Annotated in this window: 16 protein-coding genes; 6 read left to right on the forward strand and 10 right to left on the reverse strand. The window is 38.3% G+C overall.

Translation table 11 applies throughout. From position 1 onward, the window contains the following. Window positions 1-62: 62 nt before the first annotated feature. On the reverse strand, window positions 63-608 hold the full coding sequence (locus tag IHV10_RS16460; RefSeq protein WP_197132183.1) for a flavodoxin family protein: 546 nt from the start codon (window positions 606-608) through the stop codon (window positions 63-65). Between the two features lie 139 nt (window positions 609-747). Here IHV10_RS16460 and IHV10_RS16465 point away from each other — a divergent pair, with 139 nt between their 5' ends. Continuing rightward, complete coding sequence (locus IHV10_RS16465; RefSeq protein WP_197131954.1) at window positions 748-1,098, forward strand: hypothetical protein; 351 nt, start codon at window positions 748-750, stop codon at window positions 1,096-1,098. A gap of 84 nt (window positions 1,099-1,182) precedes the next feature. On the opposite strand, the gene IHV10_RS16470 is transcribed toward IHV10_RS16465, so the two are convergent. Continuing rightward, window positions 1,183-1,494 carry a hypothetical protein gene (locus IHV10_RS16470; RefSeq protein WP_370569007.1) on the reverse strand — a complete coding sequence of 104 codons (312 nt, stop codon included), beginning with the start codon at window positions 1,492-1,494 and terminating at the stop codon, window positions 1,183-1,185. 120 nt (window positions 1,495-1,614) lie between these two features. Here IHV10_RS16470 and IHV10_RS16475 point away from each other — a divergent pair, with 120 nt between their 5' ends. From IHV10_RS16475 to IHV10_RS16485, 3 genes are all read left to right on the forward strand, one after another. Continuing rightward, window positions 1,615-2,046 (forward strand): hypothetical protein, encoded by a 432-nt coding sequence (locus IHV10_RS16475; protein ID WP_197131956.1) that lies wholly within the window; start codon window positions 1,615-1,617, stop codon window positions 2,044-2,046. After that, window positions 2,046-3,731: an anti-sigma-I factor RsgI family protein gene (locus IHV10_RS16480; RefSeq protein WP_197131958.1), complete on the forward strand. Its 1,686-nt coding sequence runs from the start codon at window positions 2,046-2,048 to the stop codon at window positions 3,729-3,731. The genes IHV10_RS16475 and IHV10_RS16480 overlap by 1 nt, the downstream gene beginning before the upstream one ends. Before the next feature lie 103 nt (window positions 3,732-3,834). Further along, complete coding sequence (locus IHV10_RS16485) at window positions 3,835-4,602, forward strand: potassium channel family protein (protein WP_197131960.1); 768 nt, start codon at window positions 3,835-3,837, stop codon at window positions 4,600-4,602. 33 nt (window positions 4,603-4,635) lie between these two features. Here the strand turns inward: IHV10_RS16485 and IHV10_RS16490 are convergent, their stop codons facing one another. From IHV10_RS16490 to IHV10_RS16500, 3 genes are all read right to left on the reverse strand, one after another. Beyond that, window positions 4,636-5,040: a YugN-like family protein gene (locus IHV10_RS16490; RefSeq protein WP_197132189.1), complete on the reverse strand. Its 405-nt coding sequence runs from the start codon at window positions 5,038-5,040 to the stop codon at window positions 4,636-4,638. Window positions 5,041-5,166: 126 nt separating this feature from the next. Continuing rightward, the gene (locus tag IHV10_RS16495; protein WP_197131963.1) at window positions 5,167-6,516 is read right to left on the reverse strand and encodes a glucose-6-phosphate isomerase; all 1,350 of its coding nucleotides are present in this window, start codon (window positions 6,514-6,516) and stop codon (window positions 5,167-5,169) included. A gap of 285 nt (window positions 6,517-6,801) precedes the next feature. Then, window positions 6,802-7,965 carry an iron-containing alcohol dehydrogenase gene (locus IHV10_RS16500; RefSeq protein ID WP_197131966.1) on the reverse strand — a complete coding sequence of 388 codons (1,164 nt, stop codon included), beginning with the start codon at window positions 7,963-7,965 and terminating at the stop codon, window positions 6,802-6,804. 195 nt (window positions 7,966-8,160) lie between these two features. Between IHV10_RS16500 and IHV10_RS16505 the strand changes: the two genes are divergently transcribed. Beyond that, complete coding sequence (locus IHV10_RS16505) at window positions 8,161-8,397, forward strand: DUF378 domain-containing protein (RefSeq protein ID WP_197131970.1); 237 nt, start codon at window positions 8,161-8,163, stop codon at window positions 8,395-8,397. Between the two features lie 40 nt (window positions 8,398-8,437). Here the strand turns inward: IHV10_RS16505 and yugI are convergent, their stop codons facing one another. From yugI to IHV10_RS16525, 4 genes are all read right to left on the reverse strand, one after another. Continuing rightward, window positions 8,438-8,857: a S1 domain-containing post-transcriptional regulator GSP13 gene (yugI, locus tag IHV10_RS16510; protein WP_066397183.1), complete on the reverse strand. Its 420-nt coding sequence runs from the start codon at window positions 8,855-8,857 to the stop codon at window positions 8,438-8,440. Between the two features lie 80 nt (window positions 8,858-8,937). After that, a complete protein-coding gene (asnB, locus tag IHV10_RS16515) occupies window positions 8,938-10,854 on the reverse strand; it encodes an asparagine synthase (glutamine-hydrolyzing) (RefSeq protein WP_197131973.1) in 1,917 nt (638 codons plus the stop codon). A gap of 229 nt (window positions 10,855-11,083) precedes the next feature. After that, the gene (locus IHV10_RS16520) at window positions 11,084-12,466 is read right to left on the reverse strand and encodes a class II fumarate hydratase (RefSeq protein WP_197131976.1); all 1,383 of its coding nucleotides are present in this window, start codon (window positions 12,464-12,466) and stop codon (window positions 11,084-11,086) included. A gap of 466 nt (window positions 12,467-12,932) precedes the next feature. After that, complete coding sequence (locus tag IHV10_RS16525; RefSeq protein ID WP_197131979.1) at window positions 12,933-13,088, reverse strand: sporulation protein YjcZ; 156 nt, start codon at window positions 13,086-13,088, stop codon at window positions 12,933-12,935. Window positions 13,089-13,642: 554 nt separating this feature from the next. Here IHV10_RS16525 and IHV10_RS16530 point away from each other — a divergent pair. Then, complete coding sequence (locus tag IHV10_RS16530) at window positions 13,643-14,527, forward strand: alpha/beta fold hydrolase (protein WP_197131982.1); 885 nt, start codon at window positions 13,643-13,645, stop codon at window positions 14,525-14,527. Between the two features lie 69 nt (window positions 14,528-14,596). Here IHV10_RS16530 and IHV10_RS16535 read toward each other — a convergent pair whose 3' ends face one another. Continuing rightward, on the reverse strand, window positions 14,597-15,727 hold the full coding sequence (locus IHV10_RS16535; RefSeq protein WP_197131985.1) for a conserved virulence factor C family protein: 1,131 nt from the start codon (window positions 15,725-15,727) through the stop codon (window positions 14,597-14,599). Between the last annotated feature and the right edge of the window lies 1 nt (window position 15,728).

Genomic DNA, 15,728 nt, shown 5'->3' on the forward strand with positions numbered 1-15,728 from the left:
GTGAACATTTTGAAGAAACCCTTTTGTAGACTTATAATAATTAAAATACAAAAGCACACTGATTATTTCTCAGTGTGCTTCGATAAAGCTGTCTTAAATGATTTAGCATCTCCCAAGCTTTTTGAGTCAGCTAATATCTCCTCAGGTGCATTTGCTTCTCCTATTAAATAACCAACAAATTCTGTACCTAAAAAGTCGAATATATATTGAAATTGCTGAATCAAGGGCAGTGCTTTTATTCGAGGATGATCTCCCCCTACTGTAATAACATAAGCTTCTTTATCGCCCATGGTTTTCTTAAAGTTTAAGGTTTCGTCTCGTAAACTCTCTGAGAACCGATCTACAAAGTTTTTCATGATTCCACTCATTCCATACCAATAAACAGGTGTAGCAAAAATAAGTACGTCATATAGTAGAATCTCTTTGATCAATTCCTCGTAGTCATCATCTACCTTAACAAATCCGCCTGCATCATGGCGTAGATCATCTATAGGATTGATTTTGAAGTTTTTGAGGTAAAAAGAAGTATGCTGAATGTTGTCTAATGCCTTTTGAGTTAGTGCTTCCGTGTTACCATGTTCTCTAGAGCTGCCGTTAATAACTGCGATTTTCATTCTTATCACCTTTCTTTTACGTATCATCTTAATTGCTAGAAACTCTCTTCAAAAAAATGGTTGATTGCATCGTAATCTCATAAAAAATAGAAACAAAGAATAGAGTATAAGATAACAAATTAGGAGGTCTATAATGATCGTATTCACCATTATCTGCATGATCGCTTTCTATCTTCTAACGATACATGATTCTAAGAAGTTGAAACAAGTCATCTGGCCGTTTTACGGAATAATAGGCATCGTGTGTTTTATCAGCTTACTCTCATTAACATCTGATACCGTGACTTATGAATATTGGGTACGATTGTTCTTTCTCGTCTTAACCATACCAGTGTTGATTCTTGTTGTTCGTAAAGTGTGGCAGCTCTGTTCTGAAACGACGAGATGGATTCAATATACAGTTTCTGTTCCTATCTCTATTCTGTTTATCCTCACACTCTGGTTTTGCTGGAACATGTTTCCGATTTTTATGTATGTTTTATAAGAAGAACCAATACAACCGTCTTCAGTTGCTCACTGAAGGCGGTTGTATTGGTTTAGAAGTGTCCTCTTTAGATGGACAAAATTGCTATTTGTCTTTTTCGGGGGTCTGACCCCCTTGCATGAACGAAAGCACTTCCTTGACGATCGTGTTTATTTTTTGGTTGATAAATTGATCTCCAAAGCTTTCTTTTGCTTGCCTGATTGCGGCAATTACTTCTTCATCATATTGAATGAGTTCTTCATCATCTTCTGCTTCATTGTATAAATCGATCATGCTGTCTAACCCCTCTTGCATGCGATCTATCGCTTCACTATATTTTTCTCTATCTTCCTTATTATATTTCAACTTCATCACCCATTCACAGCTTTTCCATCTATGAGTGCTAACAAACTTCATAAACAATTACTCTTGTGACTTTTTTCACTATTTTTTCATAGGAAAGTATACTATAATTATTTGGTTATTATTATCTTGAAATATATTATTTTACATATTAGTCGGAAGGAGGGGGAACAATTGATCCGCCGTTGGTTTACGAAAAAAAATAAATCATTGCAGCCTGCATTTGAAACACCGTCTTCAAATTCATCGTTGAGTCTATGCACAAGTACCACGGATGAACCAGATCCTGTAAAAGAAATATCGCATTTTAAAATGCGGTTAAAAGAATATGGAATAGAGTTTAGTCACTTAGTCTCCAGCACTCCTAAGGATGTTGAAAACAGACAGCAAGCCATAAAAGTTGCTGAAGAAATCTCGAAAGACCCTGAGATGCGGAATTACTTTCTAACGTGGAAACGGTTGCCCCTTCTTCATAACGAAAGTACACAGCATCAAAAGCACACCATGAAAAAACAGCGAGAATACATAACCGCTCTTACCCTTATCTTTATAGAAAACTATCAAGTGTTGCTGCAATATGTTCCTGGCACGGGAGGAAAACACTAATGAACAAAGCGATTATTGTAGAGGTTAACAAGCGCCATGTCATCGTTCTTGCAGAGGGCGGAGAATTTAAAAAGATTAAAAATACCAATGCAGCCTATATGGTCGGTCAAGAAATTCGTCTTCCAGTAAGACAAGAAAACAAGAAATCTATTTTCTCTATTTTCATAAACTGGAAAACAGGAACTGCCGTAGCTCTGGCTATCTTTCTCTTATTCTTTCAAGTACTCGCACCGATATCAGGACCTGGGGCGTATGCCTATGTCGGCATAAACATGGATCCAAGTCTTGAATTGAAGATTGACGAAGAAATGAGAGTACTGGATATCTTGGCTTATAATCAGCAAGGTCATATGGTTCTTGATCGGTTGAACGATTGGGAAAATGAAGAAATCGAACATGTAACTGACCTTATTTTTGATACATGCGAAGACCTCGGCTATCTGAAGTCAAAGGAAGAGGTATTGATTACTACAACCTTATCTGAGGAAATACCTGCTGATAAGGAGAAAGAAATTAAACAACAAGTGAATGAAGTGATGACAGAGACCGCTAAAAAGAAATCGATAGAGATGACAACTATCGTGATGAGTTCTAAAGAGCGCGAACAATCTAAAAAGATGAAAATGTCACCTGGTCATTATGCGATTTATAAAGCAGCTAAGAAGTCTGGAATGAAAATTACGAAGAACGAAATTTCAACTCTTACAATAGAAGAGATTTCAGAAAAAGTGGGCCCTATAAAAGAGCTTTTAAAAGAGGATCTTGAAACAGTTGATGCCTCTGAAGACAAGAAAGAGGATCTTGTATACGAACCGCCTCTACCTATCTTAGATATAAAAGATTCGAGTAACGAGGTAAAGGTTGAGAAGGAAGTAACACCGGTTCAAGAAAAAATACAGGAACCTCAGAAAAAGAAAACGTTCGAATTACCTGTAAGTCATGCTGAAATTCCTTCTGCACCAAAAAAGGAAGAAAAGCCAGCCGAAAAACCAATTAAGAACGAGCAAGAAAAACATGTGAATACGCCTGCTCCTTCTGGTGGTGAGCAGGACAAGAATACACACAAAGCACCTACGAAGAGTACACCTGTCGTCACAGCACCAAAGGAAGAGAAACCAAAACCTGTAAAACCCGTAGAGGATAAACCGAAACAGGAAACACCAAATGAGGAAAAACCTAAACCAGAAATTCCGAAAGAAAACATTCCTAAGGAAGATACTCCAAAGGTAGAAACGCCTAAGGAAGAAAAGCCTAAAGACGAGACACCTAAAGAAGAAAAACCTAAAGAAGAAACACCTAAAGAAGAGACACCTAAAGAAGAAACACCTAAAGAGGAAACACCTAAAGAGGAAACACCTAAAGAGGAAACGCCTAAAGAGGAAACGCCTAAAGAAGAAACACCTAAAGAGCACTGGATTTATATTGAAATTATTATTGATGGTATCGTTATAGAAGTTCGCATTAAAGTAACAACAAATGTCACTGATGCTGAGTTAAAACAACAAGCATTAACCACTTATCATCAAAATGCTTCAAAAGAACAGTCATGCCCTACGTCAACTTCAGCATTCACGCAAGAAGTTGAGCAAGCTGAAGTTTCTAAAGAGTTACAACAAACAACAGAAAATGAAGTTGCATCAGATTCTTCCATTGAAGAACCACCACTTTTAGAAGAGGCTTCATAATGGCAAACCCCAGGACTAACTCCAGTCCTGGGGTTTTTGTTTTCATTTCGGTATAGACAGCAAACTTTTATGGCAATAGTGATAATAGGAGGAGAGTGTTTGTATGCGGTCTATTTATTATGCTTACTTAAGAATGCCGATGCTGATTCGACTTGCGATTATTCTTTTTAGCATTCTATTATCCAGCGCTATTTTAGCTCACCTCTTAGAAACAAAAACATTTCCAACTATATTTGAAGGGTTTTATTGGGCAGTTATTACGGCCGGAACAGTTGGATATGGCGATTTCACTCCTGAATCAACTGAAGTAAGGATACTAGCTATTTTCCTTGTGTTCATTGGCGCGTCTTTTTTTGCCTTTTTGACTGTTCACTTGGCAAGTTCTGTTGTTAAAAGAGAAAATCGCTTTCTAGAGGGGAAAAATATGTATAAAAATAAAGATCATTTCATTATAGTAGGCTGGAACGAAAGAGCTAGACATACGATTCAAGCTCTAAAAGAGCAATTAAAATCCAACCATATCGTTTTAATCGATGAATCATTAAAAGAAAATCCGTTATATGTTGAAGGCATTCATTTTATCCATGCTAAACCTAGTGAAGATCATACTTGGATGATGGCTCATGTTAAACAAGCTCATACCATCTTAATTACAGCTGATGCAAACTTAAAGGAATACGAAGCTGATACGAATACGATTCTTTCTATTCTTACAGCCAGAGGACTGAACCCTACAGTATCTATTCATGCAGAAGTGTTAACAACGGAGCAAACTTCAAACGCAATACGAGCTGGTGCCGACCATATTATACACACTTCAAACCTTGCTTCACATGCGATGGTTTCTAGCCTTGAAAAAGAGATACTATAAGAAAAACAGATAGACGTCATGGTCTATCTGTTTTTAATTTAATACTGCAGTTTCTACCTTTTTCACTAAATCTTTGGCGATCCCGATCCACTTTTGATCAACCGTCGCATCCGGATCTTGCGGCTCTGAAAACTGATTAAAGCTCCCTGAGATATTACCTGTCTCAGCATTGTCGTCGAGCCCAACCTGATATTTGTGAGCCAGTAAAAAAGGTTCACCAAATTGAATAGTGGTATCTTTTTTATCTAACTGACCATCAATGGCTTGAAAAGGAATTCTCAAAAACGTATACCCTACTTCATCATCAAGTTTATAATCGAAATAGCCGTGATCATAATCCCAGTTCCCGCCGTAAGAAAAGCCCATCCCTTTCAAAACATCTTCAGCTTCATTTAATGCACAACACTCATTTTCAAGTTTGCTTTTTATCGGTTTCATCATTGTCACCCCTTTATTGTCTATTTCTTAGCGTATCCAATCTGACATGAGATTATTTGACTATTAGTATAAGTAAACATAAAAAACGCCTGACTCAGCAATGTTTGAGTCAGGCTTAAAAAATGATTATAGACGCTTTTCTAATTCTTCTTTTTCTTTTTCAAATCCAGGTTTACCTAGAAGAGCAAACATGTTCTTCTTGTATGCTTCTACTCCCGGTTGGTCGAATGGATTAACACCTAACAAGTAGCCACTTACCGCACATGCTTTTTCAAAGAAGTAAACCATATATCCAAAATGATAAGGTGTCATTTCAGGAATACTTACCACTAAGTTTGGTACTCCACCATCTGTATGAGCAAGCATTGTTCCTTGGAATGCTTTTTTGTTAACAAAATCCATTGTCTGACCAGCTAAGAAATTCAGTTTATCCAAATTCTGATCATCTTCTTCGATTGTAATTTCTTCTCGAGCTGAACCTACGTATAACACCGTTTCAAAAAGGTCACGACGCCCTTCTTGCACGTATTGCCCCATTGAGTGAAGATCAGTAGTGAAGTCAACTGACGCTGGATAGATGCCTTTGTAGTCTTTTCCTTCACTTTCACCGTAAAGCTGCTTCCACCATTCAGAAACATAGTGAAGACCCGGCTCGTAGTTTACCATTAATTCGATGGTTTTGCCTTTATTATAAAGAGCATTACGAACTGCAGCATATTGATAAGCTTCGTTCTCTGAAAGGTTTGGGTTGTTGAAATCAGCTGCAGCTTCTTTCGCTCCGTTCATCATTTCTTCAATGTTCACTCCACTTACTGCGATTGGTAATAGACCAACAGCAGTCAGCACTGAGTATCGTCCACCTACATCATCAGGGATGATAAAGGATTCATAGCCCTCTTCGTTCGCTAATGTTTTAAGTGCACCCTGAGCTTTGTCAGTAGTTGCATAAATACGTTTACGAGCCTCATCTTTACCGTACTTTTCTTCTAAAAACTTTCTAAAGATACGGAACGCAATCGCAGGTTCAGTCGTTGTCCCAGATTTAGAGATCACATTTACAGATACATCTTTATCTTTTAATACATCAAAAAGTTCTTTAACATATGTCGATGAAATGTTCTGTCCAGCAAAGAATACTTGTGGAGTCTTGCGGTCTTCTTTTGATAAAAGGTTGTAGAATGAATGATTTAACATTTCGATCGCTGCACGGGCTCCTAAGTACGAGCCACCAATTCCAACAACAATCAATACATCAGAATCACTTTTAATTTTTTCAGCACTTTTTACGATTCGGCTAAATTCTTCGCGGTCGTAGTTTTCAGGAAGGTCAACCCAGCCAAGATAGTCATTCCCTGCACCAGTTTTTTCATGAATTGCTTCATGAGCAGTTTTTACCGCACCTGTAAGATAATCTACTTCATGCTGACCAATAAAAGAAAGGGCCTTGCTATAATCAAAACTAAGTTTCTTTGTCATATGTAAGCCTCCTAAAACATCATTATTCTTTCACTTTATACAAGTACAAGGACCAAATCAAGAAACCAGTCAAATGTAATCGGTTTCTTTACAAAAGACGAAATATTCAAAAAGCAGCCATATAAAAAGAAGGATCGATCCCCTCTTTTTATATGGCTTACAGTTATTTCATGCTCCTCAGGCAAGTTGATTGCAGTGGAGGGTGCGAAAAACTCCTGGGGCTCACCGCACGCCCTCTGGAAAGAAAGCATCCCACAACCAAAATCAACCACTTTCATGAAACTTTTATAAAGACATTCTTAAAATGTTTAGTACATCTTCTTTATTCTGCTTCTTAAAGTTACCGAACTCACCTCTTGCCATCGCTTTATCTGCGATAAGGTCAAGCTTTGAATCGTCAATATCATAATCCTTAAGAGCATTCGGAGCTCCAAGAGACGACCAGAATGCAGAAAGACGATCAATACCTTCAAGAGCCACTTCTTTATCGGACTTTCCTTCTGTTTCAACGTTAAACACTCGAACAGCAAGTTGCTTGAAGCGAGCTACATTCGTATCCACATTATGTCTCATCCAATTAGGGAAAAGGATAGCTAAGCCGCCAGCATGCGGAATATCATAGACCGCTGAAACAGCATGTTCAATGTTATGACTTCCCCAATCACCTCGAACACCCATTTGAAGTGTACCGTTTAGTGCCATCGTTCCGTTGTAAAGAATTGTTTCACGCAACTCATAGTTCTCAAGATCTTCTAGGAGCTTAGGTGCGGTTTCCATTACTGTTAATAGAATGGATTCAGCAAAGCGATCTTGTAGTGGTGTGTTTGTAGCGTTATGGAAATACTGTTCAAATACGTGCGACATCATATCTACAATTCCATAAATCGTTTGATCCTTAGGAACTGAGAACGTATAAGTAGGATCTAAAATTGAAAATTTAGGGAATACAAGTGGACTTCCCCAACCATATTTCTCTTGTGTTTCCCAGTTCGTAATAACAGAACCTGAATTCATTTCAGATCCAGTTGCAGCTAACGTAAGAACTGTTCCAAAAGGAAGTGCATCTTCCACTTGAGCTTGTAGAGTAATGATATCCCATACGTCTCCATCATACTTAGCCCCAGCTGCGATTGCCTTTGTGCAGTCAATAACACTTCCACCACCAACAGCTAATAAAACATCGATGCCTTTTTCTTTACAAATTTCTACGCCTTTACGAACAGTAGATACTCTCGGGTTTGGTTCCACACCTGAAAGCTCACTAACCTCTGCATCCATCTTATTAAGCTCATTCATCACTTCATCAAACAAGCCGTTTCGTTTTATGCTTCCTCCACCATAAACCACGAGGACTTTCTTTCCGAATTTCCCTAATTCGTCCTTTAGCGTTTGAATTTGATTTTTACCAAAAACTAATCGAGTTGGATTGTAGTATATATATTCGTTCATGAATATCTCTCCTTCTTACATGGTTAATCCGTATTATGTGGGACATAAAATGTAATGTAAAGTAATTAGCTTATCGAATACTAGCATGTGTTTTATTGATTAGTTTCATGCCAGTGATTAAGGGAATGAATAGTTGTAGACATAATATGCCACCCTAAGGAAGCTTTTCAATTATTAAAAAGAGGAGGGAATTACATGAGTGGATTACAGCGTTTCGCACTTGCATTGGTTATCATTGGAGCCATCAACTGGGGTTTAATCGGGTTCTTTCAGTTCGATCTAGTTGCTGCTATTTTTGGAGGTCAAGATGCTGTTCTTGCCCGTATCGTCTATGGTCTAGTAGGTCTTTCTGGTCTTTACTGTTTAACACTATTGTTTAAACCTTCCGAGGAACTTAGCCGAGAAGGTCATACAGAACATAACCGTGTATAATTTAAATAAAAAAAAACCTCTCGATCGAGAGGTTTTTTTATTACTTTTTAAGGCGCTTGTTTAGTTGAGCTTGACGATCTGTAGACTCTTTCAACCAATCTTTAAGTTTTGCTTCAAGAGTGTTGAAACCTTTGTTAGCGTCTTGATTGTTTGTGTTGCTCTTTTTGTTATTATTGTTGAATCCACCAGGGCGGCGTTCTTTTTTAGGTGCAGGAGCTGGAGCTTCCTGTGTTTGTCGGATGGACAGTGAAATCTTCTTGCTGTCTTCGTCAACAGAAAGAACCTTTACTGACACAACGTCACCAACACTTAATGCATCGTTAATATCTTTAACGAAACCATGTGAAACTTCAGAGATGTGTACAAGACCTTGTACATTATCATTTAATGCAACGAACGCACCAAAAGGCTTAATGCCTGTAACTTTACCTTCAACAATGCTACCTACTTCAAAATTCATGAAAACACTCCTAACTATTTTTTAACCTGTTAAGTATAACATAACTAAATCATACAAGCAAAACTAATAAAGAGTGTGTTTTATCGACTTGAAACCATCATTTCTTGAATTTGATCTTGTTTTGGTGAGAGGTCTTCACCAAAGTGATACATTTTCTCAATATTTATTTGATGCCACAACATGAACATGAGTACTGTCCATATTTTTCTGCTGTAATCGCCTCTGCCAGCTCGGTGTCCTTCTAAAAGATTCAGTACTACATCTTTATTTAGATATTGGTCTGTATGACTCGTCTGTATGAGTTGTATAGCCCAATCATACATCTCATTTTTTAACCAATGTCGAATTGGAACAGGGAAACCTAACTTACGGCGATGCAGCACAGAATCAGGAACGATCCCATTCATCGCTTCCCTAAGTGCATATTTTGTTGTTCCATTCGTTACTGTAAGACTTGGATGCAATTTGGAAGCAACATCGAATACTTCTTTATCAAGGAAAGGCACCCTTAGCTCTAGCGAATGAGCCATCGTCATCTTATCAGCCTTAACGAGAATATCGCCTCTCATCCAAGTATGAAGATCAATATATTGCATTTTATGAACATCGTGAAAAGCTCTCGCTTCCTCATACAACGGCTTAGTTACATTTTTGTAGTTATAAGCAGGACGATATTCTTTTAAGAGTTTGCTTTTTTCACTCTCTGAGAACATTTTCGCATTTCCAATATAACGTTCTTCAATTGTCATACTTCCTCGCTGTATAAAACTCTTCCCTTTAACACCTTCAGGTAGGATGCTTGCGATGGCAGCTAGCCCTTTTGCAACACCTTTGGGCAATGAAGAAAGATGTCTTAATGAGTGAGGTTCATGATAGATGTTGTATCCTCCAAACAACTCATCAGCACCTTCTCCAGAAAGAACTACTGTCACGTGTTTTGCTGCTTCACGAGCGACAAAATACAGGGGAACAGCTGCTGGATCAGCTACTGGATCATCCATATGCCAGATGATTTTTGGAAGTTCTTTAATAAATTCTTCAGGTTTAACTAAATAGTGGATATTTTCAACGTTTAATGCAGCAGCAGTTTGAACAGCTACATCAATCTCACTAAACCCTTCTCTTTCAAATCCGACCGTAAACGTTTTTAGTGATGGGTGCAGTTCACTCGCTAGAGCGACAATTGCACTTGAATCTATTCCTCCAGACAAGAAAGCACCTACAGGAACGTCAGAACGCATATGAACTTTTACTGAATCTCGCATAACAGAACGAATTTCATTTTTCGCTTCTTCAAGTGTCATATTATTTGGTTTAAAACTAGGCTTCCAATACGATTGGATAGACATCGGTCTGCCCGCTTTTTTTACAAAATAATGGCCAGGTTCAAGTTTTTTGATCCCCTTCGTTAAGGTCATAGGCTCTGGCACGAATTGATAGGTCAAATAATGATGAAGTGCTTCGGCATCTATTTCTTGCTTTTCTTTAACAACGTTAATACTTTTCTTTTCAGAAGCACAGTATAGTCCTTCCTCATCCTCAAGATAGAAAAAAGGTTTGATCCCGAAACGGTCTCTTGCTCCATAAAGCTCTTTCTTATCTTTATCCCAGATTAAAAAGCCAAACATCCCTCGAAGTTCAGTAAAGGCTTTTTCTCTTCTCTCACTAAAAAGAGCGAGGATTACCTCGGTATCCGAATGGGTTTTAAACATATATCCTTTTTCTTCTAGTTCTTTTCTTATTTCAACATAATTATATATTTCACCATTAAAAATAATCCAATAACGGTCATCTTCGTATGAAAGTGGTTGTTTACCACTTTCTATATCAATGATGCTCAGACGGCGAAAACCGAAGCGAACATACTGATCTACAAAATGACCACTATCATCTGGACCTCGATGAGTAATGATGTTAGTCATATTGATTAATTGCTCAGTTTCTTTTTGTTCTACCGTCTCAGGCGTGTTTAACATATATCCAATAAAACCGCACATTTTCAAGTTCCTCCCCAAAAAACAGTTCAAATGTCCACTTTTCATTTATTAAACCAAGTTAACTAATTGGTTTTCCAGAATATTATTTATTTCCCTTTATATGTGAATGAACTTCTCTATTATAACTCTGTAAATTCCAATCTTCACTAATTATTTGTTAATAATATGAAAAACAAGAAATCTGTACTATATTTGTCGAGAAAAGCGATTTAAAAGTTACAGCATAACTTTAAATCATTGAATTTGGATCTAGGATCCGGTCAGCTTCATCTCTAGTTAAGATCTTTTTTGTAACCAGCACTTCTTTTAATGTCTTGCCTGTCTCAAAACTTTCTTTTGCTACCGCTGCTGCTTTTTCATATCCAATATGAGGGTTTAGCGCTGTTACAAGTGAAAGACTCTGCTCGAGCCAATTTTGTATGTTCTCTTCATTAGCAGTGATATCTTTTAAACATTTTTCTGTAAAGATAGTGATTCCATTACTCAAGATTGTGATAGATTGGAGCACATTGAAACCAATTACAGGCATCATTGCATTGATTTCTAGCTGACTTCCGATTGCAGCTGTAGACACACATGTGTCATTACCTATGACTTGTGAACAGATCATATACATGTTTTCTAAAATGACCGGGTTGATCTTGCCTGGCATGATGGATGATCCTGGCTGCACCGCTGGCAGCATGATTTCAGCAAATCCTGTCCTTGGGCCACTGCTTAACAGTCTAAGGTCACTCGATATTTTTATTAAGTGGAGAGCTAATTCTTTTAAGTGACCGCTTACTCGAATCGCTGCGTTCGTATTCTGCATAAAAGCATATGTATTGTCACTCTGTGTAAACGGCAGCTTCGTTTTTTGTGCAATCTGTTTTATTGCGAGTTGTGCATAATCAGGGTGAGCGTTTATTCCTGTACCTACTGCATTTCCACCCAATCCTAAATCATATAAAGAGGTCTCTGAATGTTCTAAAGCATGCTTTACAGATTCTAGTGTGCCTCTGTAACCTTTGAATTCGCTGCCTAATCGAATAGGCACAGCATCCTGCAAATGTGTTCTGCCCGCTTTAATAATCTCGTGAAACTCTTTTTCCTTTTCCTTCAAAACTTGAATCAAACGACTAAGAGCCGGATAAAGAGTTGTTTGAAGTTCAGATGCAACTGAAATTTGTATAGCTGTCGGAATGGTATCATTGGTGGATTGTGACATATTCACATCATCATTAGGGTGAACAATTGAATAATCACCTTTTTCCCCGCCTAATATCTCAGAAGCACGTGAAGCTAGAACCTCATTCATGTTCATATTTTGAGAAGTGCCCGCTCCTGCTTGATAGGCATCTACAACAAATTGATCTCTCAAATCGCCGTTAACCACTTCATCTGCTGCCGAAATAATGGCATTCGCTTTTTCGTTACTTAGTGCCTTACATTCTCTATTCGCGAAGGCTGCGCTACCTTTTATGATAGCTTGTGCTTTTATGAATGATAACGGTAACCGAATACCGCTGATCGGAAAATTTTCTACCGCTCTTTGTGTTTGAGCTCCATAATAGGCCTCTTTAGGGACCCTAACTTCCCCCAACGTATCTTTGGCAATTCGAAATTTATCCAAGATCTCTACCTCCTTAAGTAACCTTATATCTTGTATCCCCTTCTTAAAAAAGATGTAACCCTTTTCCAAAAACACCTTTACTATGTAATTAATTGTTGTAAACAAAAAAACCGCCTAGTTAGACGGTTTTCGTTTTGTGCAGTGAAACGACCACAGCAGGCTCTTTTTTTATAAACTTATGCTCTGTTGTAAACCCTGCTTTCTTTTGTTTCAGAAAGGTCTTTTCCGATATTGGACGGGGCCTTGACCAGGAAAGGGAGTCAAGATTTTTCCAGTTATCATGTGTAATAATCTCACTTTTGTAATAATAACAGTTACCGCTTACGTATTCTTCACATATATAGCGGACTGTTTGTCGACTATGCATAACATCTCTCCATTTTTTTCTTTCATTATCCCCGCATAACTGTTCATCCATACTTAAGCAAAAAAAGGCCTGAAGACCCTACCTCCAAGCCTTAATCTGTTAGTCTCTAGTGTTCCACCACCACCAGCCACCAAATATCAAGATGAGAATAAATACTATAATTATTACAGCCCAGATCCAACCGTAACCATAGCCGCCATAACCGTAAGCTCCGTAAGCATACGGGGTATAGTAAGGATAATATGGAAATGCCATCCTGCTACCTCCTCTTATTTCTTTATGCGTTCTTACTCCTTATTAAAATATGTACGAAGTGGGTAAAGAGGAATAGAGGCAAACGCACAAATTTTGGCTTTCCATTACTTTTTTAAGTTTTAAAAGGCTGTTTTGGATGTTTTCTTTTTCTCTTTCTTCTATGCAAGTTGATTGAAGCGTAAGGTTGCCGACTTCTATAGGACGAGCGGTCAGGTGAGACCCTTAAAGGCGCAAAGCGGCAGTCCGAAAAGTGGAAGTGACTCGTTTAGCCCCGACAAGCAAAAGGTAAATGGGCTAGGAAGGCGTACTTTGCCTTCTTGACCGTTTAACTTTTGACCTCGAGTGGCTAGTCACTGCAACTAGACAAAGGGCTTACCGATCGCCCCATGGAAAGCGTGCAACCTGGAGCGGAAATCAACTGCATCAATGTAACTATATACGAATGCAAAATTTTTTAGAAAGTAATAAAAAAAGAGGAAATAATTTCTCGTTGTATCTTGTGGATCGATTGGTGAAACTACTCATAGAATTCTGCGGACGGAGGTAAGACATTCATGGCTCATGATGAAAAGCACAATTATTATCCAGGATATCGAATCAATGTGAATAATGTTCAAATTTATTATGAATACTTCGATCACGAAGATCCACATGCGAAAGTCTTAGTTCTCGTGCATGGATTTTTATCTTCTACCGTTAGTTTTAGAAAGCTGCTTCCTTACTTAACGAAGACGTATAAAGTATTGTCTATCGATCTTCCAGGGTTTGGACAGAGTGAAAAATCGACAAATTTCATCTACAAGCTTTCTAACTATGGACAACTGATTATAGATTTCTTAGACGCTTTAAACATTCAAAACGCCATATTGATCGGGCACTCTATGGGCGGCCAAATTTCTATGCATGCAGCAAAGAAGTCTCCAGAGCGAATTGAAAAATTAATCCTTCTTGGCTGTTGTTCATATGTAAAAAGAGCAAGCCGTTCTTTAATCGCATGCTCCTACTTACCGTTGTTTAGTTGGGGAATGCGCAATTGGATTCAGAGAAAAGACGTAAAAGAAAATTTACTTTCTGTCTTACATGACTCAAAGCTGGTTACGGAAGAAATGATTGAAAGTTATAGAAAACCGATTAGCGAGGTAGCGTTCATCCATTCTTTAGTCAGGCTATTACGGCAACGAGAAGGAGATATGTGCTCACAGGATTTAAATCAGATTCAGCAGCCCGTATTGATGTTATGGGGCAAAGAGGACAAAGTGATGCCCGTTAAAACAGGTTATCGTTTAAAACATGATCTACCTAGCGCTGAACTTATCGTCTATGATAAATGTGGACATCTGCTAATGGAAGAAAAGCCCCAAGAAATATGCAGTGAAATCACACGTTTTATTGAGCGAGGAATCACTCACGGAACTGATTTTCAACAAGAAACATCCTGATCAATTCTGATGTAATATAATTAATAAAAGAGGCTGAACCCATGTCTCCTAACAGGCTCAACCTCTTTTTTATTGTTCGCGACTCTTTGTCATCTGTTGCCACACTGTACCCGCTGCTTCTTCACCGCTTTGGATCCGTTCGATCGCAATTTTCACTTGAAGAGATACTTCAAACTCAGGATCATCTTGAGCTGCTTTTAAAGCAGGAAGTGCTGTCTCGTCACCAACTTCAAATAAGAAGCGCGCCGCTCTCCATCTTACTAGTTTATTTTTATCGGATAATGCATCACACATTACAGGGATGGCTTTTGCATTTCCTAGATCAGATAATGCATCACCTGCTGTACGTCTTACCGAAACATTCTTATCCTCAAGAGCTAAGTATAAGAGAGGTAGCACAGCTTCATCCTCGATCATTCCTAAATAGACGACAGCCAAACGTCTTATAGAAGGTTTTTCGTCTTTAAGAGCCTGTTTCAATACCATTACATCATCAATAGATGGGTTTATTCGTTCTAATGCCGCATAACGCGTCTGCCAATCTGAGTCGCGAAGTTGTTTCGCTACTTCTGAAGTGGAAAGTGTTTCGACTTCAACTTCTTGTTCGGTATTTGTGCTATATGCTTGTTTTACTAATTGATCTAATCGTTCTTGAGGATAGACGGCTGATAGCTCTTCGGCTACTTCACTGCCTACTTGCTCAAATGTACCATAACGAACTCCTTGATCTTCCCATTGTCTTTCCATAACAAGGTTGTCGGAAGAATCTTGAGCCTCTAATGCAGCTTTACCAAATCGCTCAGCGAGTCCTACTCGTCTTTCTTCCTGTTCGGTTTTAAGTTTGATCTGCATAGGAAGTCCTCTAAACATCTGAACAAGAACCGTAATTTCTTTTATTTCATCTTCTTGCTGAGTTTGTTGATCAGAAGTATCAAGCTCTTCTTCTTGACCAAAAACGGATCTAACTCCTGCGAGTACATCTTCCCATTTCGCACGAGGGTTTCGTTCTAGTGCAATGAAGTCTGCAACATGATAAATGCTTTTAACTCCGTCCACTTTAAGGATCTTTTGAATAAATTCTGGAGCATTCTCAGCTTCATCTTTCTTATAGTTGTAACGTTCAGATCCTGGCAGAGTTTCTGTTAGGTTAATCTTCATTGAATTTGGGCTTGGAGTTGGTTCGATACCTGTAATTTTCATT

It is taken from the genome of Fictibacillus sp. 5RED26 (assembly GCF_015903895.1).
GTDB lineage: Bacteria > Bacillota > Bacilli > Bacillales > Fictibacillaceae > Fictibacillus > Fictibacillus phosphorivorans.

Coding starts and splice junctions, on each gene's coding strand:
- IHV10_RS16495 (WP_197131963.1), bottom strand. CDS start 6,516: ATGACAAAGAAACTTAGTTTTGATTATAGCAAGGCCCTTTCTTTTATT.
- IHV10_RS16525 (WP_197131979.1), bottom strand. CDS start 13,088: ATGGCATTTCCATATTATCCTTACTATACCCCGTATGCTTACGGAGCT.
- IHV10_RS16480 (WP_197131958.1), top strand. CDS start 2,046: ATGAACAAAGCGATTATTGTAGAGGTTAACAAGCGCCATGTCATCGTT.
- IHV10_RS16505 (WP_197131970.1), top strand. CDS start 8,161: ATGAGTGGATTACAGCGTTTCGCACTTGCATTGGTTATCATTGGAGCC.
- IHV10_RS16470 (WP_370569007.1), bottom strand. CDS start 1,494: ATGAAGTTTGTTAGCACTCATAGATGGAAAAGCTGTGAATGGGTGATG.
- IHV10_RS16500 (WP_197131966.1), bottom strand. CDS start 7,965: ATGAACGAATATATATACTACAATCCAACTCGATTAGTTTTTGGTAAA.
- asnB (WP_197131973.1), bottom strand. CDS start 10,854: ATGTGCGGTTTTATTGGATATATGTTAAACACGCCTGAGACGGTAGAA.
- IHV10_RS16535 (WP_197131985.1), bottom strand. CDS start 15,727: ATGAAAATTACAGGTATCGAACCAACTCCAAGCCCAAATTCAATGAAG.
- IHV10_RS16530 (WP_197131982.1), top strand. CDS start 13,643: ATGGCTCATGATGAAAAGCACAATTATTATCCAGGATATCGAATCAAT.
- IHV10_RS16490 (WP_197132189.1), bottom strand. CDS start 5,040: ATGAAACCGATAAAAAGCAAACTTGAAAATGAGTGTTGTGCATTAAAT.
- IHV10_RS16485 (WP_197131960.1), top strand. CDS start 3,835: ATGCGGTCTATTTATTATGCTTACTTAAGAATGCCGATGCTGATTCGA.
- IHV10_RS16465 (WP_197131954.1), top strand. CDS start 748: ATGATCGTATTCACCATTATCTGCATGATCGCTTTCTATCTTCTAACG.
- yugI (WP_066397183.1), bottom strand. CDS start 8,857: ATGAATTTTGAAGTAGGTAGCATTGTTGAAGGTAAAGTTACAGGCATT.